This window comes from Mycobacterium sp. 852002-30065_SCH5024008, assembly GCF_001665645.1.
In the GTDB taxonomy this organism is placed as follows: domain Bacteria; phylum Actinomycetota; class Actinomycetes; order Mycobacteriales; family Mycobacteriaceae; genus Mycobacterium; species Mycobacterium paraffinicum.
The window spans coordinates 17904-39837 of sequence record NZ_LZSZ01000132.1; the positions used below are offsets into that span (position 1 = coordinate 17904).

Sequence of the window (21934 nt, forward strand, 5' to 3'; positions counted from 1 at the left end):
CTCCTCCCGCCTATGTCATGCAGACGTTGGCGAAGATCAGCACCGGCCATGACACGATCGAACCGAGAAAAGACACGACCAGGTCGAGTCCGTGCATCTCGCGTAGGTGCCCCGTGTGGGTGGACGACCAGATCACCCCAACGATCAGATACGGCGTCCCCAGCAGCACGGCGATGCCCAGCAGCTCGGCAATCGTCAACTGGTAGTCCAGTACCTGCCGGATCCTGTTGAGCATGGGGCGTGCCTTTCGCGCGGGGACCTACCGCGCGCCCGTCGGCTCAAGAACCAGGTCGGTGAGGCCGCGGCGCCCGGTACGGATGGCAATTATGTTAATGGTTATTCAGACGATTGGGTAGCGCTCGCTGCAAAGAAGCAGGATACCGGCCATGCCTCCGGTTCAGAAGTTTCCTGCGCGGCATGGCGTTAGGGATAGCCGTCCGTGCCATCGCTCATTAGTGGCGTCGCACAAGTGCAGCCTCATTCCGGCGTGAAGTCGGCTTGCTTCCTGGTGAGACTCAGCGGCGAGTGGCCTTGGTGGAAGCCGCGGCAGATTTGCCGATCAAGGTGATTTCCATCAAACGGCGGACTGTCATGCGAGCCGGCTCGCTCGGGCCGGGCATGACGAGCCGCCCGATGTCGACGGCGAGAGCGAGCGCCGCGTGTACGGCGTATCGAGCCCGGCCGAGCGTTAGGTCGGGTCGCGCCGCCACGGCCAGCCGGGCCCAGGATTCGACGGTGGAGCGGTGAATGTTGTAGAGGAGGACCGCGTCCGTGTCGGGCAGGTTGTGGCGCTCGGTGTAGTACACCCGGGCCAGTTCTGGGTTGGCGAACGACCGTGTGACGAAGGCGTCGATCAGCTGCGTCAGCGACTGCTCCGGGTCGCTGCCGGTGGCCAAAATTGTGGACAGGTCACCGGAAACCTGGTCAGCGCCGCGCCGGTATGCCACTGCCAGTATCGCGGCCTTGCTCGGAAAATACTGGTAGATGCTCGCCACCGGTATACCGACAGCGGTGGCGATGTCCTCCATACCGGTTTCGCGGTATCCCCGTTCGTTGAACAACCGTATCGATTCGTGCAACAGCAATTCGTAGCTGCCGACGGCACTCGTAATCGCCACTGTCCGTGGAGATTCCGACTCGCTCACCCGCGGCGCCGGTACGTCCGCCCTCGACACGGCGGCCACGATGTCGGCCAACGTCGCCCGAATCTCGCCGTCGCCGAGCCGGGAACGATGGTCGGTGATGCTGCCTATGACACTCAACGTCGCAGCAGAAAGCACCCAACGTTGCCGTGATTGCAGTTCGGGCCGCAGGCCGATCAACGGCCGCTGCAGACGCCGGTTGACCAGCTTGACCTGCTCGGCCAAGACGCCCTGGTCTTCACCGTGCAGGTAGCGACCTTCCCACCGATAAAGTCCCCCCGCGGTGCGGTTCACAATCGCGGTGTCGATCAGCGATCCGGTCAGTGCACGTAGCGTCTCCCCAGGATCGGCATCGCCCGGCAGGTGATCGGCGAACTCCGTGGCGTCCACGAGCCGCTGCCCGAGTGCCAGGACCGCGGAGCGGAACAGGTCGTATTTGCCGTGCGAATGCCGGTAGAGCGCCGCCGCCGAGACCCCGACCCGAGCGGCGATGTTTTCCATGCTGACCGCGTGGTAGCCCAGCTCGCTGAAAGCGTCTGAGGCGGCCCGGGCGATCTGTGCCTTGCGATCTTTGGGGCGGCGCTTTACCGGCTTCGCGGATGAACGGCTGGCCGGCGTCATAGAGATCACCGTAGCCGCAGTGCGCGGGGCCGGGCGGGTGCACGGCTGTCCAATTCTCGGAGACGGCTGCCCCGTCACAGCGAATCCGGCTCGCCCCCGATCGTGCAAATCCGAAGTCCGACCGAGCGCTACCCCGGCGAACTCGATGGCGCCCCACACGGCGCATGAATCCGCTGGCCAACCGGGGACACCTCTGAGGCGCGAATGGGTTGCCCGCTCTCCTTCGTCGCGCGACGCGGCCGGGATGCCCTGCTGTTGAGCCAGCAGGCGAAGCCGCCCAGGACCAGGCCGACCGCGACACCGGCGTCCGGGCGCTGGCCGAGCATGAGCCACGACAGCATCCCGGCGACCGCGGGAATGACGGCGAACAGCATTGCCACCGCCGCCGCGCCGTGGGTATTGATGGCGCGGACGTAGAGACTCACCGCCAGTGTCGCGTTCAACAGCACCATGCCGGCGACCGCGATCACGGCCTGCCGGCCGTCGTGCACGGTGAAGGGTGTGAGCATCGCGAGCCCCGCGGCGGGAATCAGCCCGACCGCGTTCTGCAGTGCGCTCATCGTGCGAAAGTCGATACCGGCGCAGAACCGCTGCTGATAGACGCCGCCGGCCGAAAGCCCAAGCAACCCAACCGCAAGCAGCACGATGACCGGGTCGACCCCGTGGGTAGCCGCCAGCCTTCGCGCGCATGCGGCCAACACCGCGACGACGCCGAAGCCGAGCGCGGCCACCCGGTGCGGCCCCAGCGGCTCGCGTAGGAACACGGCGGCCAGGATGGCCGTGGCGACGGGGTTCATCGCGATCACCACCGCGCACAGTACGGCCGGCGATCCGAGCTGGACGGCCTCGTAGAGGCAGCAGAACTGCACGGCTTGAATGAGCAGGCCGACCACCGCGACGTGGCCGAGCTGCGCTCCTCGCGGCCAGGGCGCTTTGGCCAGTACGGACCATATGGCCAGAATCGTTGCGGCCAAACCGAATCGCAGCACCAACGCGGGCATGGGCGCCATGGCGGTCACCGCCAGCACCCCGATGGGGTAGCCGAGCGCGTAGAAGAACGTTACCGCCGACGCGGTGGTCAGCGGCATCCGTGGCAGGTCCATGCGACCCATGCTGGCCCAGACCTACCCCCGCAGTCCAACGATTATTGCTGATCGCGATTGATCGTGATGCCTTATCGATCTACTGGTGCTGTTGCCGAATTCCGTATGAGGAACGCATCGATTGATCGAGGTTCCTAATCGGACTATGGTGCAGCTATGGCCCAGGTGCTCGACATCGCGCCGCTGCGCAGCCTCGTCGCCGTCGCCGACTGCGGCGGGTTTCACCGCGCCGCCGCGGCGCTGCATCTGAGTCAGTCCGCGGTCAGCCAGCACCTGCGCAGAGTCGAGACCGTCGTCGGCCAGCCGCTGATTCAGCGCTCCGGCCGCGGCATCGTGTTCACCGAGACGGGCCTGAAGGCGCTGCGGCATGCCCGCGCGATATTGGCCGCGCATGACACGGCGCTCGACGACCTGGGCGCCACCGAACCCAAGCTTCTGACGATTGGCGCCACCGAGCACGGCGCGGACGTGATGCTGTCCGGACTGACCGGCGTGCTGCGGGATCGGCTCCCCGACCGGCGGGTGCGCTTCCGGCTGGACCGCAACGTGTCCCTGGCCGACTCGATCGAACGCGGTCTGGTCGACTTGGCGATCATGCTCGACGGGGCGGGCTTGGACCGCGCCAACGCCTCCGGGCTCGTTCGGCTGCAATGGATTTCGGCGCGAACGTTGGCTGTGCCCGCGCGAGAACCGCTGCCACTGGTGATCTTCTCCGAGCCGTGCACCTTGCGTGAGCCGGCCTTCGCCATCCTCGAAAACCACGGTATTGCCTATGAAATCGCCGCAGAGTGCGGCGATCTGTCCGGACTGTACGCGGCGGTACGGTCCGGGCTCGGAGTGGCGCTGCTGCCGACGATCGGCAAGCTGCCCGACGGCGTGTGCCCCGCCGAGGGATTGCCGCCGGCCAATAACGCATCCGTTTTGGTTCGTGGCCGAGCAGGCATAGACCCGGACCTGCTGAGCACGGTCGACGAAGCGGTGCGTGACGTGCTGGCCGCCGCGGACTAATCGCAGCTGTGGTGCAGCGCCTCCCAGTACCGTATTTCTTGCTCTGTCAGGTGATTCGAGGTGATGGCACCGAACCGCGCGGCCTCGCGTGCGAGCCGCTCCGGTGCGTCGGGCAGCGCGTCGGGCCCCTCCAGCCGAAAACAACTCGGTGCCAATGGACCGAACAACAGCGCGCGGCGCAGCTGCGGCCAGTTATCCAGGCGCGGTTCCACACCCGCGGCCCGGGCAAAGGCGATGGCAGCGAGGTGCAATCGCGATTTCTGCGACAAGCCCCGGCGAGCCCGGTAGGCATCGATTGCGAGCCGCTGGTCCCGTTCACGCACCGCCGGTATGACGCCGCCCCACGTGTAGGCGATCCACCTGGCCTGAAGTTCCAGCGGCACAAAGTATCCGCCCGCCTGGTCCCACATGCCCAGGAAGGCCAGCCCCGGGAGGTCCGGATGAAAGGTGTACCGGTCGGCGTCCAGGTGCACCGCGTCAAGGTTCAGGATCTGCTGAATTTCCGCACTGAGGAACGGCAGACGCAGTTTGAACCCGGTCCCGAACAAGATCCCGTCGAACTGCTCCGCGCGGTCGTCGGCGAAGGTAACCGTCACGCCCGTAACCGCTTTCATCCATGGCCGCACCGATATTCGGCCTTCGGCCACCAATGGAAGATAATGCTGGCTGAGAGTCACGCCGGCCGCGAAGGGCGACGGGTCGGGCGCCGGGGCGCCGTACTGTTCGGGGCTTCCGGCCGCGCCGACCACAATATCCTTCAACTGCCGGTCGACGTCCTCTGCCGGGAGGCTCTCTTCTGCCAGGGCACCGTAGCGCGTGTAGAGCAGGTGGTCGGTCGGGACGCCGGATATGAACTTGGGCACGACATATCGTTGCCGTCGCTGCGTCACGACGACGCGCGCCGCCCCGAGTTGCGCAAGCTCGGAAGCGATCTCGAGCGCACTGATCGCGCAGCCGGCGACCAAAACGCGCATGCCGCGATACGCCGCGCCGTCTCGGTAGCCGAATGTCGTCCCCGCACCCGCGCAACCGGAGAAGGTTTCCAACCCGGCGACAGCGGGGACGGCAGGCGCATTGAACCTTCCGCTGGCCACCACCACACGCTCGAACCGCTCGATTCCGGCAGCGTGATGGAGGACCCATCCCGGCTTGTCGTCTCGGCTGACCAATTCGACCCGGTTGCCTAGCCGAATGCGTGAGGTCAGAACGAATTTGGCGGCATAGCGATGCAGGTAATCGAGGATGTCTCGGTTCGGTTGGTAGACAAGGTCGCTGTCGTGGTCGAGGTCGCTGAAGGCCGTCATGGTGCGACTGCTGTTGGTGTACATGCCCGGCCATACACCGCTGCGCTCGTCCGACGGCGCCCACTGCCCGCCCAGCGTCGGACCCTGCTCGAAGAGCGTGGGCTCGAATCCTTGCGACAACAACCAGCGGGCGGCCACCAGCCCGCCCGGTCCGGCGCCGATCACGGCGACGCTTGTCATCCGGTAACTGTCGCACGGCCTTGCCAGTGTGAGTGGCGGTTCACAACGCGGCGGTAAGTCTCCACAATGCTGCGCGGTCCACAGACGCTGAGCGATCGATCGGGCTGATCACCACGTCGGTGGCGCCCGCATCGCGATAACGGCGTAGCTGGCGCACGACACGTTCCTCGGGTCCGATCGCGGCGAGCTCGGTGACGCTGGCGAGTCCTTCCCTGGCGATCACGTTGCGATACGACGGGATGCTCTCGTAAAGGCTCAGGTGTTGCGCGGCGATGGCCCGGGCTCCCTCGACATCCTCGGACAACAGCACCGGAACGGCGGCGATGACGCGCGGCGCGGGACGACCCGCATCGGCGGCCGCCTTGGTGATCTCTGGCACGATGAATTCGCCGATCGTCCGGGGCCCGGCCAGATAGGGCAGTGTTCCGTCCGCCAGTTCGCCGGTGACCCGCAACGCCTTTGGGCCCATCGCAGCCACATACACCGGGATCGGCGTTCCGCCGGCGACCTGCACCGGCCAGGTCGGGCTTGCGCTGAGCTCGCTGCCGTGGAAGTCGACGCCGGCGGTGTCGAACACCGACCCGAGGATCGTCAGATGCTCCCGTAATCGGGTAATGGTGTTCGACCAGTCGGTGCCGAATGCCTCGCGTTCGATCTGGCGCGCTCCCAACCCGAGCCCAAGGCTGAAGTTGCCGTGCGCGGCGGCTTGTGCCGTCTGCGCCAGCGAGGCGACGATCAGGGGGTGGCGCGGGTTGATCGGGACCACCGACGTTCCCACGCCCAGTCCGGGCACGGCAGCCCCGACGAGCGCCGCTAGCGTGATCGCGTCGTAGTTCTGCTGCTGAGGCAGCCACACCTGGGTGACGCCGTGCCCGTAGGCTTCTCGGGCCTGGTCGATCACATCGTCAACAAGGTTGGCAGCATCGGGACGGGCCATGAGGATGATTCCGCTGGGCATACCGACAACCAACGGCGCCGCCCGTCCCGTCATTCCGATCGCCTCGTCATGATCGAAGATTCGTACCCATGATGTCGCTCGCCCGACGAAGCGTTGACCGGCTTGAACACATATCGCTAATGTGCGCAAATGCCGGTGGAGGCCCTCCGGGACGAAAAGCCGGTTCCGGGCGGCCAGTCTGAGCCAGCGCCGCACGCAAAGGAGTTGTCGGCATGACCGATCCCGTCGCGCCGCTCGCCGGCAGAGTCGCCTACGTGACCGGAGCCGCCCGCGGCCAGGGCCGCTCCCACTGTGTCCGACTGGCCCGGGCGGGCGCCGACATCGTCGCAATCGACGCGTGCGCGCCGGTTGCCGAACACAACGGCTATCCCCCCGCACTCCCGGAAGACCTGGCCGAGACCGTCAGCCTGGTGGAGGGCGAGGGCCGCAAGATGCTCGCCGCGGAGGTGGACGTCCGCGACCTGGCCGGCCAGCAGCGGGTGGTGACGAATGCGATCGAACAGTTCGGCCGACTCGACATCGTCGTCGCCAACGCCGGCGTGCTGAATTGGGGACGGGTATGGGAGATTTCGCCGCAGCAATGGCAGGAGACGATCGACACCAACCTCACCGGACTGTGGAACACCATGAAATCCGTAGTGCCGCCGATGATCACGGCCGGCAACGGCGGATCGATTATCAACATCAGCTCCGCGGCGGGCATCAAAGCCGTCCCGGGCTGCGGACATTACTGCGCAAGCAAATTCGGCGTCGTCGGCCTCACCAACTCGTTGGCCGTCGAGCTCGGCGAGTTCGGAATCCGCGTGAACTCGGTGCACCCGTACGGTACCGACACCCCGATGGGCAACGACCTGTCGATGTACCAGGTCTTCCAGGACCATCCGCAGTACATCCACAGCTTCTCGCCGGGCGCGCTGCCGACGGACTCACTGGCGGCGCCCGACCTGATCTCCGACATCGTGGTCTGGCTGGCCAGCGACGCGTCGTCGTTGGTCACCGCCGCCCAAATCCCCGCCGACAAAGGGTATTTGAAGATCTGACGCCCCGGCTACTAGCCGCCTTTGCGGGCCAGATCGACGGCGTACTGGCTCACGAAGGTGCCCGCCGCCGGATCACCTTTGCCACATGATCCGTCCGATTCACCGGGACGTTTGATCCACAGGTAGGCGTCGGCGTGGGCACCCGCGGTGGCCGCGGTGGGCGGGGTGCCCAGGGCCCGACCGCTGGGGTTGCACCAGTTGAGCTCGGAGTCCGGCGCTGGACCGGCGCCGTTGCGCGACGTGTCGATCACGTAGTGCGATCCATTTGTGAGCCCGGAAATCGCCTCGCCGTAACCGATTTCGTCCTCGGTGGTGAAGAAGTTAGCCGTGTTGACGCTAAAACCGCGCGCGTGGTCCACGCCGGCCTGCTTCAGCCTGCCTGCCATGTCCTCGGCGCTATGCCAGCGCAGGTGACCGGCATCGACGTAGACGGCCGCGTTCGGATCGCGGGTTAGCGTGTCGACGGCGTAGCGGACCAGATCGTAGCGTTCCTGGCGCTGATCAGCCGACAGACAGTCGGCCATTGCGAGCGCGTCGGGCTCGACGACAATCGCGACCCGCGAGGCGCCCACTCCGGCGGCGATGCCGTCGATCCAGCCTCGGTAGTCGGCGCCCGACCCCATGCCGCCCGCAGCGAAGCTGCCGCAGTCACGGTGTGGGATTCCATAGACCGCCAAGACCGGGATGGCGCCGGCAGCGTTCGCATCGCCAACGTACTTTGCGACCGTGCCTGCCGATGAGCCCGGAACGATCCAGTACGCCTGCGGTGTGTTGGCGATGGCGGTCAACTCGGGGCTCGGCGGGTCGGCGCTCTGGGCGGCGCGCATGGCCGCCGAATTGGGATTGACGTAGAACGGCGCTCCGGCCAGCGGGTCTCCGTCGCTGGTCAAGCGCACCGCCGGGGCTGGGGCAACATGCAGCGGGCCCACGCAGGCAACGGCCGCAATAGTCAGGACGGGAGCAATCCACCGCGCTAGAGCGCTAGCAGCTGACGACATCACGTTAGGGAAACTAGTGCCTCCGCGCGTTGGGCGCGAAACCAGTCCGCAATTCGATGACATGGGCATGATGACGACGTAGCCGCCGTCTCGTCCGGGTTATCGTGCACGTTAGGGTGCGTTCGCCGGCCTCCGTGAACAGGCCAGTAGAAAAGTTGGGCAATTCATGACCGCAGCAACCGAAACGTCGGTGCTCGAATCGCGGGTCGGCCATTACTACCAGGTCGACGACACATACCAGGTCGGCCGCGAGAAGATACGCGAGTTCGCTCGCGCCGTGCAGGACTATCACCCCGCGCACTGGGATGTCGCCGCAGCCGCTGAGCTGGGGTATTCGGGCCTGGTGGCGCCGTTGACATTCACGTCGGCCCCGGCAATGGCAGCCAATCGGCACCTGTTCGAATCGGTGGTCATCGGTTATGACATGTACCTGCAGACCGAAGAAGTCTTTGAGCAGCACCGACCGATCGTCGCCGGCGACGAACTACACATTGACGTCGAGCTGTCATCGGTGCGCAGGATCGCGGGCAGAGACCTGATCACCGTGACCAACACGTTCACCGACACTGCCGGCGAGCGCGTGCATACGCTTCACACCACCGTCGTCGGCGTCACTGCCGAGGATGTCGATCCGGCGATCAGGACGACCGCCCAGCAAGTGATGATGCACGACGTGAACCTCGCCGGAATCGACTACTCCGATTCGGCCTACCAAAAGACGGTGCGCCCCGAGGGCGAGATTCGCATCGCCCAAGGAGATCCGACCCGGATCCCTGGGACGCCGTCCTTCGAGGACGTAAATGTCGGCGATGACTTACCGGTGCATCACGCCAGACTGTCCCGCGGCGACCTGGTGAACTACGCCGGCGTGGCCTGCGATGCCAACCCGCTTCACTGGGACGAGAATCTTGCCAAACTGGCGGGTCAGCCCGATGTGATCGCTCACGGAATGCTCACTATGGGTTTGGGTGCCGGATTTGCCTCCGCATGGTCGGGCGATCCCGGTGCGGTGACCCGCTACGCGGTGCGGCTATCGCAGCCCGTGATCGTGTCGGCCGCCGGGGGTGCTGACATCGAATACAGCGGCCGGATCAAGTCGCTGGACCCGGCAACCCGTACCGGTGTCGTCATCGTCGGCGCGAAGTCCGGCGGCCGGAAGATCTTTGGCCTGGCGACGTTGCATGTCCGCTTTCGCTGACAGTTGAACCAAGCTGTAGGTTCTCAAACTGCGTGGCGCGTGGGGATGTCTCTACCAGCAGCCTTGCGGCATTCTCGGGAAAATGGCGGAACGTTTTTATCGTATTTGCGGCGAATCCTAGAACCAGACGGTTGCGCACAAACCGCATCCGCGAAACGCGGCGTAGTCGGCAGGACTCGCGCACCTTATCGGCTTCCCGAATCCCCGAAACAGCAAGTGGTGCATAGTCATTCAGACTGCCGTGGTGCCGCCGTCGACAATCAACTCCAAACCATTGACATAGCTTGAGTCGTCTGAGGCGAGGAACAATGCGACTGTCGCGATCTCCTCGGGGCGGCCCATTTTTCCCCGCGGGATCAGGGATTCAAACTGCGCCTTCGTCTCCTCGTCGAACAGCTGCTCCTGTATCGGGGTGGCGATCTGGCCCGGGGTCAGCACGTTGACCCGGATCCTCCTGCCCTTCAACTCCGACAACCACACGCGAGCGTATGCGTGCAGTACCGCCTTGCTCGCCGCGTAAACACCCCAGGAAGGAAAGCCCTTGACCGAAGCGCTTGACCCGGTCATGAAGATCGAGCCACCGTCGTTGAACAGCGGCAAGGCCTTCTGCACCGTGAACAGCGTGCCGCGCGCGTTCAGCCCGAAAGTCGCGTCGAAGTGCTGCTCGGTGATCTCGCCGAGCTTGCGCGCCTCGCCCGTCCCGGCGCTTGCCCACAGCACGTCGACGGCGCCCCTTTCCCGCTTGACCGCGTCGAACAAGCGGTCCAGATCGTCCAGATTCGCCGAATCACCCTGCACGCCAATCACATTCCGGCCGATCAATTTGACGGCTTCATCCAGCACTTCCTGCCGCCGACCCGAGATGAAGACGTGAGCTCCCTCGTCAACGAACAGCTTGGCACCGGCCAGCGCCATACCGCTTGATCCACCGGTGATCACCGCCACCTTGCCGTCAAGCTTTCCCATCATCACTCCATCGGGCGATTACCTGGCCGGCGAAGTCGAGCAACTGGTCGAGGCTGGCGAACATTGCGAAGGCATCCACGATCGCCTCATCGACACCGGAGCGGGCGAAGCGCTCGAGCTTGTCGGCAACCGAGTCAACGGAGGTGCCCGGTTCGAGGTTGATCCGCATGGCCGTCTTCAGCGCGTCAGGATCGCGGCCGGCGTCCTGCGCCGCACGGCGCGCAGTCGACCACAAGTGGTCGGTGACCTCGTCCTGCAGCCCTTCGACCCCGAGCCAGCCGGTGCCGCTGCGGCCGACCCGGCGCATCGCGGCCTCGCTGGCACCGCCGATCCAGATGGGCGGACCGCCAGCCTGGACCGGGCGCAGGTCGGCATGGACCGGCGGCAGGGAGAAGAACTCGCTCTCCCAGGAGACCGGGGTGGTCGTCCACCACTCGTGCAGGAACGCCAGCAGGTCATCGAGCATCCGCCCGCGCCGGCGCCAGTCGGCGCCGCGGGCGATGTCGTGTTCGTCCTTCATCCACCCGATTCCGACGCCCACATCAAGGCGGCCGTCGCTGAGCACGTCGAGCGTGGTCAGCAGCCGGGCCAGGTGCGGCGGCTCGTAGTAGAACGTGCTGAGCGTGCTGGAGTTCAGCCGCACCCGGCTGGTCGCCGCCGCGGCGACCGTCCACAGCAGCACCGGATCGAGATAACGGGTCATCTGCGGCGGGTATGGCTGCTCTTTGCCCGGGTAGGTGCTGTGCATATCGACCGGCGTGACCAGTCGATCGCCGACCCACAGCGTGTCATAGCCAAGGTCCTCGAGGCCGCGGCAGAATGCGCTCAGACCAGCGGCGCTGCTGATGGCGGGCCCGACAATGGGAATTGCGAAACCAAGCCTCATCGCGAGGGTCCTCTCCCCGCAGACGATCGTCGGCCAACGCTGACATGAGACACAGTGAAACCTTTCGATGATCAATCAACCATTATTTGGGCGAGCGGCGCCCCTGTTCGTTCCCAGCCTGGACTGGCGGCGCGGCTCAGCCGGGAACGGTGGCGCCGAGGGCGAAGTCGAAGTTCCCCACCCCGTGACGGGCGAGGCCCATCACGACCAGGCCCGTTCCTTCCAGCCAGTGCGCCATGTTCAAGCCGCCGACGTCTAGCGGGCGCAGCCCGAGCGTCTCGGTGAACTCCTTCACGCGCGCCTTGGCGCGCGCGTCGTCGCCGGCGATGAAGACGTCGAGCGGCCGGCCCTGGGCCAGGACAACACCGAAGATGGTGTTGAACGCCTTCACCACGCTGGCGCTGGCCGGGGCAGCCTTGGCAACTTCCTGCGCGATCGAGGTGCCATCGGGGATGGCCAGCCCGTCGGCCGCGGAATTGAAGGGGTTGCTGATGTCGACGATGACCTTGCCCGCGACGGCGTCTCCGTACTGGGCGACGACTGGAACGACATGGGCGTACAACAAGGCCACGATGACGATATCCCCGGCTGGGACGGCCCCGAACTCTCCCGTCGTGGCGCTGCCGCCGAGAGCCTTGGCCAGGTCAGCGGCCTTGGCCTGATCGCGGCCAATGACCTCGACGGTGTTGCCGCCCGCTACCGCCAGCGCGCCGATGGCGCGGGCCATGTTCCCGGTGCCGATGATGCTGATGCTGCTCATGAGGTATCCCGCCTTGAACTTGTGAGCCGAAAAGGTTGACGTGTCCACCGTATGTCGAGTTGGATGACACGTCAACCAATCGGGTAATATGGCGGCTGATGGAACCGAACTGGCTGGACCCTCGTGAAGACCGCGCTTGGCGGGCCTTCCAGCACGCGCATCATCAGCTAGACGTGCATCTGAACCGGGGCCTGCAGAAATCGGGCTTATCCGGGGCCGACTACGAGATCCTCGCGGTGCTCTCGAGTCACGACGGGGACCGCATGCCCGCGCACGACCTGTGCAACACACTGGGCTGGGAGAAGAGCCGAGTTTCCCACCAGGTGCGGCGCATGCAGAAGGACGGGCTGATCTGTCGCGAGCCCAATCCTAAGGACGCCCGCAGCACCATGGTCTGCCTGCTGCCGGCGGGCCGCGCCGCCATCGAGAAGGCCGCGCCCCGGCACGTGGCGGACGTCCGGCGGAACTTCATCGACCTGCTCACCCCGGCTGAGCTCGACATGCTCGCCGCCCTCAACGAACGAGTCCTGCACCATCTGGCCGCAAACGACGACTCCCCCGCCAAAGAAGAGCCCTCGTAGCCTTCATAGGCACAGACATCCACAGCGAGTGCGGCTGACTAGAGACATCTTCATGGCGGATCCGCCATCTCAACGCCACGAAGATGAGAATTCCGCCACGTTGGATGAGAACCTACGCCTCCGGCCTACCGCGCCATGTTGGAGAAACGCGACAAGTGCAGCTGGTGCGCAACGGTGACGGTCTTGGTCGGGCCGTTACGGTGTTTGGCGAGAATGAAATCCGCCTCTCCCCCACGCGGATCGTCCCGCTCGAACGCGTCGGGGCGGTTGAGCAGGATCACCATGTCGGCGTCCTGCTCGAGCGATCCCGACTCACGAAGGTCAGACAGCATCGGCTTCTTGTCGGTGCGCTGCTCGGGGCCGCGGTTGAGCTGGCTGATCGCGACAACGGGGACCTCGAGCTCCTTGGCCAACAGTTTGAGTTGGCGCGAGAATTCGGAGACTTCTAGCTGCCGCGACTCAACCTTCTTTCCCGACGACATCAGTTGCAGATAGTCGACCACGACCAGACGCAAGTCGGCCTTCTGCTTCAGCCGGCGCGCCTTGGCGCGGATCTCCATCATGGTCAGGTTCGGCGAGTCGTCGATATACAGTGGCGCCTCGCTGATTTCGCTCATCCGCCGCGCCAACCGCGTCCAGTCGTCGTCGCTCATGCGCCCGGAACGCATGTCGGCGAGTTTGATTTTCGCTTCGGCTGACAGCAGCCGCATCACAATCTCGGACTTGCTCATCTCCAGCGAGAAGATGACGCTGGCCAGTCTGTGCTTGATCGAGCAGGACCGCATGAAGTCCAGCCCTAGCGTGCTTTTGCCCACGCCAGGCCTGGCCGCCACGATGATCATCTGCCCGGCATGCAGACCGTTCGTCACCTCGTCGAGTTCGGTGAAGCCGGTCGGCACGCCGCGCGAGATGCCGCCGTTGGAGGCGATGGCGTCGATCTCATCCATCGTCGGCTGCAGCAGGTCCTCCAGCGGTACGAAGTCCTCCGACGTCCGCCGCTCGGCCACTTCATAGATCTCTGCCTGTGCCCGGTCGACGACCTCGGCCACGTCGGCACCCTCGGCGCCCGCGTAGCCGTACTGAACGACGCGCGTGCCGGCCTCCACCAGCCGGCGCAGCAGCGCCTTCTCGGCCACGATGGTCGCGTAGTAGCCCGCGTTGGCGGCCGTGGGCACGGTCGAGATGAGGGTGTGCAGGTACGGCGCCCCGCCGATGCGGCGCAGCATCCCCCGGCGATCCAGTTCCGCGGCCACCGTCACCGCGTCGGCCGGCTCGCCGCGGCCGTACAGGTCCAAGATTGCGTCGTAGACGTTCTGATGCGCGGGGCGGTAGAAGTCGCCGGGCCGCAACCGTTCCAGCACATCGGCGATGGCGTCCTTGCTCAGCAGCATGCCGCCCAGGACGGCCTGCTCCGCCGCGAGATCCTGCGGTGGCTGACGGCCGAAGTCCTCACTGGGCGCCGACGAATCCATGCCCGACGCCAAGTCATCGACGACCGCCATGGATCCCTCCTCCCCTGCCACGCATCCGAACGTACATTCGAAAACCGCTCTCGTCAGCGTAAGTCAAGGAGCCGACACTTTCGTCCCACAGCACTCGCACGTCTCGCGCCGGGACGACGTTAGACGTTGCTGGCTAGTAGGTGAAAGGGCCGCTGTTCATGAACCTGTGCATCGTGTGTGCATATCCTTCGACACCTGTGTTGAGTGGGGTGTGGAGAACCTGTGTATGAATTCAAGGGGCTCTGACATCGGTGCTGTTAAGGGCCATGTAACGCCAGGAAATCCGTGTGGACAAGAATCTCTACGGCGTGTCGTCGCAGGTTACTGCGCCGGGCGTGTTGGCTTTCGGCCATATTTTCGCAGCGTTACGGCAGGGTAAATAGGGTCCACCGAACACCCCGTAGCGATAGTTCGCTAGGACGCGCGTCCGCGATGAGGCCAGGCCGCGTGACCCCAGCACAACTAAGCCCGGCGGCGGCCGATGATGGCCGCCGCCGGGAAAGAGCAAACGTGGGAGGCTTAGCTCTCCGCGACGACCTCGAGGGCGACCTCGACGTCAACCTCGGGATGCAGGTGGACCGACACCGGGTGGGTGCCGACAGCCTTGATGTGCGACTTGGGCAGCCGCACGATCCGCTTGTCCAGGTTGGGACCGCCGGCCTGCTTGATGGCCGCGACCACGTCACCGGACGTCACCGAGCCGAACAACTTCCCGGAGTCCGCCGCGGTCCGCACCGGCAACTGGACGGGGCCCAGCGCCTCGATCGCGGTCTTGAGTTCGTTGGCGTGCCCGAGGTCGCGCACCGCCTTGCCTTCGCGAGAACGGCGGATCTCGTCGGCCTGCTTCTGCGCGCCGCGCGAGGCGACGATCGCCAGACCGCGCGGGAGCAGGAAGTTGCGGCCATAGCCGTCCTTGACCTCGACCGTGTCGCCGACGGTACCGAGGTGGTCGACGTCGGCCGTCAGAATCAGCTTCATCGTTTTTCGTACTTTCGCTTCGGTTTCGGCGGCTATCGCGCCGAGGACGTGAAGGGCAGCAAAGCCACCTCGCGGGCATTCTTCACCGCGATCGCGATGTCACGCTGGTGCTGCACGCAGTTGCCGGTGACGCGCCGCGCCCGGATCTTGCCGCGCTCACTGATATAGGTGCGCAGCAATGCGGTGTCCTTGTAATCGATCGCTTGCCCCTTTTTCGAGCAGAAGACACACTTCCGCGTCTTGACCGGCTTTTCCGGAGCCGGACGTCGCTTGCTGGACTTAGCCATGACTGTCTTTCTTTCCGTTTCTTACTGTTGAAGTTTTCAGAACGGCGGTTCGTCGTCGCCGCCGCCGAAGGACCCGGATGCCGGGGCACTGCCCCACGGGTCGTCGGCCGGTGCGCTGCTCGCCGGCGCCGATCCCTGACGGGACCCGCCTCCGCCGCCGAAGCCGCCACCACCGCCGCCGCCGCCGCTGCGGCTGGCCTTATTGACTTTGGCCGTGGCGTACCGCAGCGAGGGCCCGATCTCATCGACCTCGACCTCGAAGACGGTGCGCTTCTCGCCTTCGCGCGTCTCGAAGGACCGCTGCTTGAGCCGGCCGGTGACGATCACCCGTGAGCCTCGGGTGAGGCTCTCGGCGACGTTCTCGGCAGCCTCGCGCCAGATGTTGCACCGCAAGAACAGCGCCTCACCGTCTTTCCATTCCGAACTCTGGCGGTCAAAGATCCGGGGTGTAGACGCCACGGTGAAATTCGCGACGGCGGCACCGGACGGGGTGAACCGCAGTTCGGGGTCGGCGGTCAGGTTTCCGACAACGGTGATAGTGGTGTCACCAGCCACAATTTCCTCCTCGTTCCGCCCTGCTACTCGCTTCTCCGACGGTAAATGGCACGTGTCCTGGCTGAGCCTACGCAAGTCCACCGACGGTGGGCCCACGACTCGGCCACGGGTGTTAGTGCTTGTCGGTGCGCATCACCTTGGTGCGCAAGACCGACTCGTTGAGGCTCAGCTGGCGGTCGAGCTCGGAGACCGTCGCCGGCTCCGCCTTCAGGTCGACGACGACATAGATGCCTTCGGCGTGCTTGGCGATCTCGTAGGCCAGCCGGCGCTTACCCCAGATGTCGACCTTGTCGACGGATCCGCCGTCCTTACGGACGACGTTGAGGAACGTCTCCAGGGATGGAGCAACAGTGCGCTCGTCGAGCGTGGGGTCAAGAATGACCATGATTTCGTATGGACGCATGGAAACCTCACCACCTCCTCTGGTCTTCGCGGCCACGGTCGTTCCGTGGCAGGAGGGTCGCCTGCGTCGGCAACCGCATCAGGCTACCGGATGGGTGGGTTGGCCTCCAAAATCCCGACGGATCCGGCCGCTCGAGCAATCCGGCTATTGCCGCGCGTCCAAGTAGTCGGTGGCCCGGTCCACCGTCGCCTGATCGGCCTTGGCGAGCGCGCCCGAATCGAACGGCGGCTGCGGGTCGTATTCGATGAGCAGCTGAGCGGCCTGCGCGGCCCGGCGGTCCACCAGGAGCTCGACCAGCCGTAAGGCCATGTCGATCCCGCTGGACACCCCCGCGGCGGTGATGATCCGCTGCGGCAGGTGCTCGACGACCCGGTCCGGCACGTACCGGGCGCCCAGCTGGTTGAGCAGGTCCCTGGCGCGCCAGTGCGTCGTGGCGGTGAGCCCGTCGAGCAGGCCCGCGGCGGCCAACAGCAGCGCACCGGTGCACACCGACGTGGTGAAGATCGTGGTCGGGTGCACCGCTTGCAGCCATTCGCGGATGGTGCCGTCGTGGATCAGCTGGCGCGTGCCGATCCCGCCGGGGAACAGCACCACATCCGGCGAGGTGACCTCGTCGAATCTCGCGTCGCAGCTGAGGCCGAGCATCCCGTTTTCCGTGCGCACCTCGCCCCGGCGGTGACCGATGAACACCACCTCGACCGACGGGACGCGTTGCAACACTTCGTAAGGCCCCACAGCGTCGAGCGCGGTCACGCGGGCGAATAACGGGACGGCGACCAAAGTCATGGCGCCACTCCGGCCGGCACCGGGGGCTCGATCTCGGGCGCCGTGGCGTGGCGCATGCCGGCCGGTCGTAGCCAGTCCGGCAGCCACCGGGGCGGGGCGTCGGGCGCGCGGTTGAAGGGGCCGCCCGACGGGTCGTCCACCCGGCCGTTCCAGCGCACCAAGTCCTCGTCGGGCCGGTAGATCTGGCGGATCACCAACGCGCACAGCCCGATGACGGCGATGTCGCGCAGCAACACCGTCGTGGTGAAGAACTGCTCCGGCAGCGAGCGGTTCGGGTTGCCATATAGGAAGTACATCCGCGGCACCCATACCGCCGCATCGATGGTCATCCACGCCAGCAGGATCCGGCGATGCGGCAGAGCCAGCACCGCCAGCGGGACCAGCCAGAGCGAGAACTGCGGACTCCACACCTTGTTGGTCAACAGAAAAACAGCCACCATCAAGAACAGCAGCTGCGCCAGCCGCGGCCGCTTCGGAGCGGTCAGCACGACATATGCAATTGCCGCACAACCGATTACGAACAAGACGGTGACCACGGCGTTCAGCAGGGTGGGCGGCTCCCAAAACCCCAGCTTGGCATCGAACCCGCGCCAGCCGGTGAACGATTTCACCACGTTATAGAGCGAATCCATGTCGTCGCCGCGTCGGGTGTTGAGCCGGAAGAATTCCGACCACCCGCGGGGAAACAGCACCAACACCGGCAGGTTCACCAGCAGCCATGTCACCGCGGCCGTTCCCGCGGTGCGAGCCAAAGCGCGAAAGCGCCCCGTCCGGATCGCCAGAACCACCATGGGACCCAGGAACAACAACGGATACAGCTTGGCCGCGGCACCCAATCCGATCAGCATGCCGGCCAGCACCGGTTTGCGCCGCGCCCACGCCAGCAGCCCCGCCATCGCGAATGCCGTTGCCAGCGCGTCGAAATTGGTAAAGATCTGGAAGATCAGCAGCGGCGACGCGGCCACCAGGGCCGCATCCCATATCCGGCGCCCCGCCAGGCCGGCGGTCGCCCAGACGGTGGCGAGCCAGGCCAGCGCCAGACCGAACGCCGCGACGTTGAAGAACATCACCACCTCGGCGACCACCGGCAGCGGACCCAGCTTGCTCAGCGCGGTATAGGTCTTCGCCAGCGCCATCGACACGTACTGATACATCCCGGTCAGCACCGGATACTCCATGTAGCGCACCGCCGGCCGGCCGTCGTAGCGCGTCTGCGGGGTACCGCTGCCGTCGGTCTCGACCCAGCTCGACTTGTACGGAAACTTGCCCTGGCTCAACAACTCCGCGCCGTAAAGCGGAACGGTATCGGAGTAGCACAACTCGTAGTACGCGCGTTGGTTCTCCCAATTGGCTACCCGCTGATCCCCCGTGCCGGTGCCGGTGCTCTGCAGGCAGGCCGCCTTCGTCGACCAGCCGAGCGCCAGGAATACCAGTCCCATCAAGAACATCACCCGCAGTGGCGTCATCACCCGGGCGCGCCCGATCAGCGCGTGTCTGCCCACCGGCCCACCGGCGACTTCCGCCAGGGCGGCGCCCAACGAGTCGGTGCGGCTTGGGCAGTCGCGGTTGTCGACGCTACGCAGATCGCCGGCCAGCGGCTCCGGAGAAATGGAGGTGCTGCGCTGCTCGGCCTCGGTCACGGCGGCGGCTGGCCAGGCGGCGGGGGAGCTTGGGGGCCGCCCGGCGGCACGCCCGGCTCTTGACCGCCGGGACCTCCACCGCCCGGCGGTGCCGGCCCAAGAGTGACCGTCGTGGGCGGACCGATCGGGATGGTGATTCCGGGCGCCACTTCGACGGTGGGCTGAATGACCGTCACGGACGGCGGTGGTGGGGGCGGGGGCGCCGGGACGCCGGCATAGCCGCCGATCTCCGTCGGCTTGGGGAACGATTCATTGGAGGTGCCCTTCAGGGCGCCATCCATGGTGGACTTCCAGATGTCCGATGGCAGCCCCGAGCCGTAAACCGGGGCGCCCGAGGCGGTTACGAGCGGCACGTCGCCTTTCGCGGTGCCCACCCACACGGCCGTCGACAGCGACGGCGTGTATCCGACCATCCAGGCGTCCTTGTCGGCGGTGGTGTCACCCAGCTGCGTGGTGCCTGTCTTGGCCGCCGACGGCCTGCCGCCGGACAAGGAGTGGCCGCGCGAATAGCTGGCGATCGGCTCCATGGCCGCGGTGACGTTGTCGGCCACGGCCTTGGGGATGCGCTGCTCGCCATTGTTGTCGGACTTGCTCGCGTCGAAGAGCACCTGGCCTTCGGAGTTGACGACCTTCTGCACGAAATGCGGCCGGTGGTAGACGCCGGAGGCGGCCAGCGTGGCGTACGCCGAGGCCATGTCGATCACCCGGGTCTGGTACTGCCCCAGCACAATTCCATTGTTGGGCGGCCCGCCTTTGCCGTCCTCGGACAGCGTGTGGTCCACGCCGGGGAAGCTGGTCGCGATGCCGGCCTGGTGCGCGGCGTCCGCGACGGCCTGCGGGCCGCCCTTGAGCTTGAGCATCAGCCGGTAGTAAGAGGTGTTCAGCGATTGCTTGAGCGCCTGGGCGATATTGCACGTCCCGCAGCCCTCGCCCTCGACGTTTGTGATCTTGATGCCGTCGACCGTCAGCGGCGAACTGTCGACCTGGTAACCCAGACCGATCCCCTGCTCGAGCGCGGCCACGAGTGCGAACACCTTGAACGACGACCCGGTTTGCAGGCCCGCCTGCGCGAAGTCGAAACCGTTGGCGTCCGTACCGCCGTAGTACGCGCGGATCGACCCGTCGTGCGGGTCGATCGACACCGCGGCCGACCGCATGTCTGGGTCTTGCCCGTCAAGGTATTTCGATACGGCCTTCTCGGCGGCCTGCTGGGCTTTCGGGTCGATGGTGGTGGTGACCTGCAGGCCCTGGGTGTTCAGAGTCCGCTCGTCGATGTTGAACAGCTCCATCAACTCTTTGGTCACCTGGCGCTCGATCAGCCCGTTGGGACCCGTCGTCTGGTTCTCGGCGCGGGCTTGGTCGGGCGGCACGGTCTGCGGGAAATCCTGCGCGGCACGGTCACTGGGCGACAGCGCCTTGGTCTCCACCATGCCGTCGAGCACCCAGTTCCAGCGGGCCCGGGCGCCCTGCGGGTCGACGGCCGGGTCCAGCGACGACGGCCGCCGGATCAGCGCCGCCAGCAGCGCCCCCTCCGAGACGGTCAACTGCTCGACGGGCTTGTTGAAGTAAGCCTTGGCGGCGGCGGAGATGCCGTAGGCGCCCCGGCCGAAGTAGATGATGTTCAGGTAGGCCTGCAGCACATCGTCTTTCGACCACTCCCCCGACATCTTGGTAGCGATCACGAGTTCCTTGGCCTTGCGCATCAAACCGCTGACGCCGTGTTGAGCCGACCCCACCAGCGCGTTCTTCACGTATTGCTGGGTGATGGTCGACCCGCCCTGCAGGTCACCGTTGCCGAAGAGGTTGTTGTTCACCGCCCGCGCGAAGCCGCTGAAGTCGAACCCCGGGTTCGAGTAGAAATTGCGGTCTTCGGCCGCGATCACCGCCTGGCGCACGTGCACCGGCACCTGGTTGATGTTGACGTCAACCCGATTGCCTTCGGGCGGAATGATTTTGGCGATCTCTGACCCGTCGCTGGCCAGGATGGTGGAGACCTGGTTGGTGCGCAAGTCGCCCGGCTTGGGGATGTCGACGATGAAGTAGGCCATGGCGAACGTGACGATCGGCAACAGCACGAGCACCGCCGCCGACAGGTAGGCCGCTCGCCGCACCCACAACCAGTTGATCTGCTGGGTCCAATGGACGTCACGTGGCGGCCGGGGCCCGAAGCCGTCCGGCCCACCGCGGCGACCCCCCGGCCCGGGCGGTGGTGGTGGCCCTTCCGGCGGACGGCCTCCCGCCGTCGGCCGGGCGCGGCGCGGCGGCGTTCGGCTATCCAGCGCCGCCTTGACCTCCTCAAGCGCATCACGCTGCAAGGGCGTCGACGAAGGGCTGTCCAGCGCGGCTTTGACTTCCTCGATGCTGGGATCGGGCCGCCGGGGCGACCGGTCATCGACGACCGGCGGAAGAATCGTGGTCATCCGGTCATCGGGCGGAACCCCACGGCGTTGGCCGGCCGACGACGGCGCGCCACGCGGGCGCTCGCCGCTTCCATGTTTTCCCACCCGCTCAGTCGCCGGCCCATCCGCGTCGCCGGACGACTGGTTGTGGGGTCCGTCGTTATTCAATGGCCGTGCGCGCGCCGTTTCGTGCCGTCCGCGTACCGCGGGTGCCCTTGGGTGGGCGCGCCGCTCCGAGCACGTACGACTTGACCAGATGATTCCACTCGCAGGTCCGGCATACCTCCACCACGTGGACAGCGAACTCCTCGAAGCGACTCGCCAGCAAAACCAACTCTTCGGCGGTGCGCGCCGAGCCCGATACCGGACCGAGGTGTTCGCCGAACACCCACGACACCAGCGTCAGCTGCTCCTTGCGGCAGATCGGGCAGATGACCTGGCTCGGTTTCCCGTGAAACTTGGCGGCGCGCAGCAGATAAGGGTTCGCGTCACACACCTCGGATACGCCCGTGCGGCCCGAGTACACCTCGGCCAGCAGTGCTCGCCGCCGGAGCGCGTAGTCCACCACTTGTCGCTGCAGTCGCACGCCCACCAGAGTACGTCGCCATCCGGGCGACCGATACGCAACCAAACCTGTGG

21 protein-coding genes and 1 pseudogene are annotated in these 21934 nt (G+C 66.0%); 4 read left to right on the top strand and 18 right to left on the bottom strand.

Annotated features, from left to right (window positions below):
- Positions 1-10 precede the first annotated feature (10 nt).
- The 3 genes from A5781_RS16770 to A5781_RS16780 form a co-directional block, all read right to left on the bottom strand.
- Positions 11-235: a hypothetical protein gene (locus tag A5781_RS16770; protein ID WP_067208487.1), complete on the bottom strand. Its 225-nt coding sequence runs from the start codon at positions 233-235 to the stop codon at positions 11-13.
- A 280-nt stretch (positions 236-515) separates the two neighbouring features.
- Positions 516-1763 (bottom strand): TetR/AcrR family transcriptional regulator, encoded by a 1248-nt coding sequence (locus A5781_RS16775; RefSeq protein WP_067208490.1) that lies wholly within the window; start codon positions 1761-1763, stop codon positions 516-518.
- A 128-nt stretch (positions 1764-1891) separates the two neighbouring features.
- On the bottom strand, positions 1892-2851 hold the full coding sequence (locus tag A5781_RS16780; RefSeq protein ID WP_067208741.1) for a DMT family transporter: 960 nt from the start codon (positions 2849-2851) through the stop codon (positions 1892-1894).
- 171 nt (positions 2852-3022) lie between these two features.
- Between A5781_RS16780 and A5781_RS16785 the strand changes: the two genes are divergently transcribed.
- Entirely contained in the window at positions 3023-3874 is an 852-nt protein-coding gene (locus tag A5781_RS16785; RefSeq protein ID WP_067208493.1) for a LysR family transcriptional regulator, read from the top strand.
- Here the strand turns inward: A5781_RS16785 and A5781_RS16790 are convergent.
- Together A5781_RS16790 and A5781_RS16795 are read right to left on the bottom strand one after the other, a co-directional pair.
- Positions 3871-5358, bottom strand: a complete 1488-nt coding sequence (locus tag A5781_RS16790) for an NAD(P)/FAD-dependent oxidoreductase (RefSeq protein WP_067208496.1) — start codon at positions 5356-5358, stop codon at positions 3871-3873. The two genes, A5781_RS16785 and A5781_RS16790, sit on opposite strands and share 4 nt — an antisense overlap.
- A gap of 40 nt (positions 5359-5398) precedes the next feature.
- Entirely contained in the window at positions 5399-6316 is a 918-nt protein-coding gene (locus A5781_RS16795) for an LLM class F420-dependent oxidoreductase (protein ID WP_067208743.1), read from the bottom strand.
- Between the two features lie 212 nt (positions 6317-6528).
- Here A5781_RS16795 and A5781_RS16800 point away from each other — a divergent pair, with 212 nt between their 5' ends.
- Positions 6529-7356, top strand: a complete 828-nt coding sequence (locus tag A5781_RS16800) for a mycofactocin-coupled SDR family oxidoreductase (RefSeq protein WP_067208500.1) — start codon at positions 6529-6531, stop codon at positions 7354-7356.
- An 11-nt stretch (positions 7357-7367) separates the two neighbouring features.
- Here A5781_RS16800 and A5781_RS16805 read toward each other — a convergent pair whose 3' ends face one another.
- On the bottom strand, positions 7368-8357 hold the full coding sequence (locus A5781_RS16805) for a glycoside hydrolase family 6 protein (RefSeq protein WP_156624733.1): 990 nt from the start codon (positions 8355-8357) through the stop codon (positions 7368-7370).
- A gap of 163 nt (positions 8358-8520) precedes the next feature.
- Here A5781_RS16805 and A5781_RS16810 point away from each other — a divergent pair, with 163 nt between their 5' ends.
- Complete coding sequence (locus A5781_RS16810; RefSeq protein WP_067208508.1) at positions 8521-9552, top strand: fused (3R)-hydroxyacyl-ACP dehydratase subunits HadA/HadB; 1032 nt, start codon at positions 8521-8523, stop codon at positions 9550-9552.
- Positions 9553-9783: 231 nt separating this feature from the next.
- Here the strand turns inward: A5781_RS16810 and A5781_RS16815 are convergent, their stop codons facing one another.
- The 3 genes from A5781_RS16815 to A5781_RS16825 form a co-directional block, all read right to left on the bottom strand.
- Positions 9784-10518 carry an SDR family NAD(P)-dependent oxidoreductase gene (locus A5781_RS16815; RefSeq protein ID WP_067208511.1) on the bottom strand — a complete coding sequence of 245 codons (735 nt, stop codon included), beginning with the start codon at positions 10516-10518 and terminating at the stop codon, positions 9784-9786.
- Positions 10505-11404, bottom strand: coding sequence for a TIGR03619 family F420-dependent LLM class oxidoreductase (locus A5781_RS16820; RefSeq protein WP_067208514.1), 900 nt, complete (start codon positions 11402-11404; stop codon positions 10505-10507). Before A5781_RS16820 ends, A5781_RS16815 begins: the two co-directional genes overlap by 14 nt.
- A gap of 136 nt (positions 11405-11540) precedes the next feature.
- Complete coding sequence (locus A5781_RS16825; protein WP_067208746.1) at positions 11541-12164, bottom strand: NADPH-dependent F420 reductase; 624 nt, start codon at positions 12162-12164, stop codon at positions 11541-11543.
- A gap of 98 nt (positions 12165-12262) precedes the next feature.
- Between A5781_RS16825 and A5781_RS16830 the strand changes: the two genes are divergently transcribed.
- Positions 12263-12745: a MarR family winged helix-turn-helix transcriptional regulator gene (locus A5781_RS16830; RefSeq protein WP_067208516.1), complete on the top strand. Its 483-nt coding sequence runs from the start codon at positions 12263-12265 to the stop codon at positions 12743-12745.
- A gap of 125 nt (positions 12746-12870) precedes the next feature.
- Here A5781_RS16830 and dnaB read toward each other — a convergent pair whose 3' ends face one another.
- The 9 genes and pseudogenes from dnaB to A5781_RS16875 form a co-directional block, all read right to left on the bottom strand.
- Complete coding sequence (gene dnaB, locus A5781_RS16835) at positions 12871-14247, bottom strand: replicative DNA helicase (protein WP_067208519.1); 1377 nt, start codon at positions 14245-14247, stop codon at positions 12871-12873.
- A 519-nt stretch (positions 14248-14766) separates the two neighbouring features.
- Positions 14767-15225, bottom strand: a complete 459-nt coding sequence (gene rplI, locus A5781_RS16840) for a 50S ribosomal protein L9 (protein ID WP_067208523.1) — start codon at positions 15223-15225, stop codon at positions 14767-14769.
- 32 nt (positions 15226-15257) lie between these two features.
- Positions 15258-15512 carry a 30S ribosomal protein S18 gene (gene rpsR, locus A5781_RS16845; RefSeq protein WP_066950849.1) on the bottom strand — a complete coding sequence of 85 codons (255 nt, stop codon included), beginning with the start codon at positions 15510-15512 and terminating at the stop codon, positions 15258-15260.
- Between the two features lie 36 nt (positions 15513-15548).
- Positions 15549-16067 carry a single-stranded DNA-binding protein gene (locus A5781_RS16850; protein ID WP_066950853.1) on the bottom strand — a complete coding sequence of 173 codons (519 nt, stop codon included), beginning with the start codon at positions 16065-16067 and terminating at the stop codon, positions 15549-15551.
- A gap of 112 nt (positions 16068-16179) precedes the next feature.
- Positions 16180-16470: a 30S ribosomal protein S6 gene (gene rpsF / locus A5781_RS16855; RefSeq protein WP_061557737.1), complete on the bottom strand. Its 291-nt coding sequence runs from the start codon at positions 16468-16470 to the stop codon at positions 16180-16182.
- Positions 16471-16614: 144 nt separating this feature from the next.
- Positions 16615-17256, bottom strand: a complete 642-nt coding sequence (locus tag A5781_RS16860; protein ID WP_067208527.1) for a DJ-1/PfpI family protein — start codon at positions 17254-17256, stop codon at positions 16615-16617.
- A gap of 9 nt (positions 17257-17265) precedes the next feature.
- Positions 17266-18896 (bottom strand): annotated as a pseudogene (locus A5781_RS16865) (glycosyltransferase family 87 protein); the annotation flags it as partial.
- On the bottom strand, positions 18893-21463 hold the full coding sequence (locus tag A5781_RS16870; protein ID WP_369817742.1) for a transglycosylase domain-containing protein: 2571 nt from the start codon (positions 21461-21463) through the stop codon (positions 18893-18895). The pseudogene A5781_RS16865 and the gene A5781_RS16870, both read right to left, overlap by 4 nt.
- Positions 21456-21881 carry a DUF5318 domain-containing protein gene (locus A5781_RS16875; RefSeq protein WP_067208750.1) on the bottom strand — a complete coding sequence of 142 codons (426 nt, stop codon included), beginning with the start codon at positions 21879-21881 and terminating at the stop codon, positions 21456-21458. The genes A5781_RS16870 and A5781_RS16875 overlap by 8 nt, the downstream gene beginning before the upstream one ends.
- Positions 21882-21934: the final 53 nt, after the last annotated feature.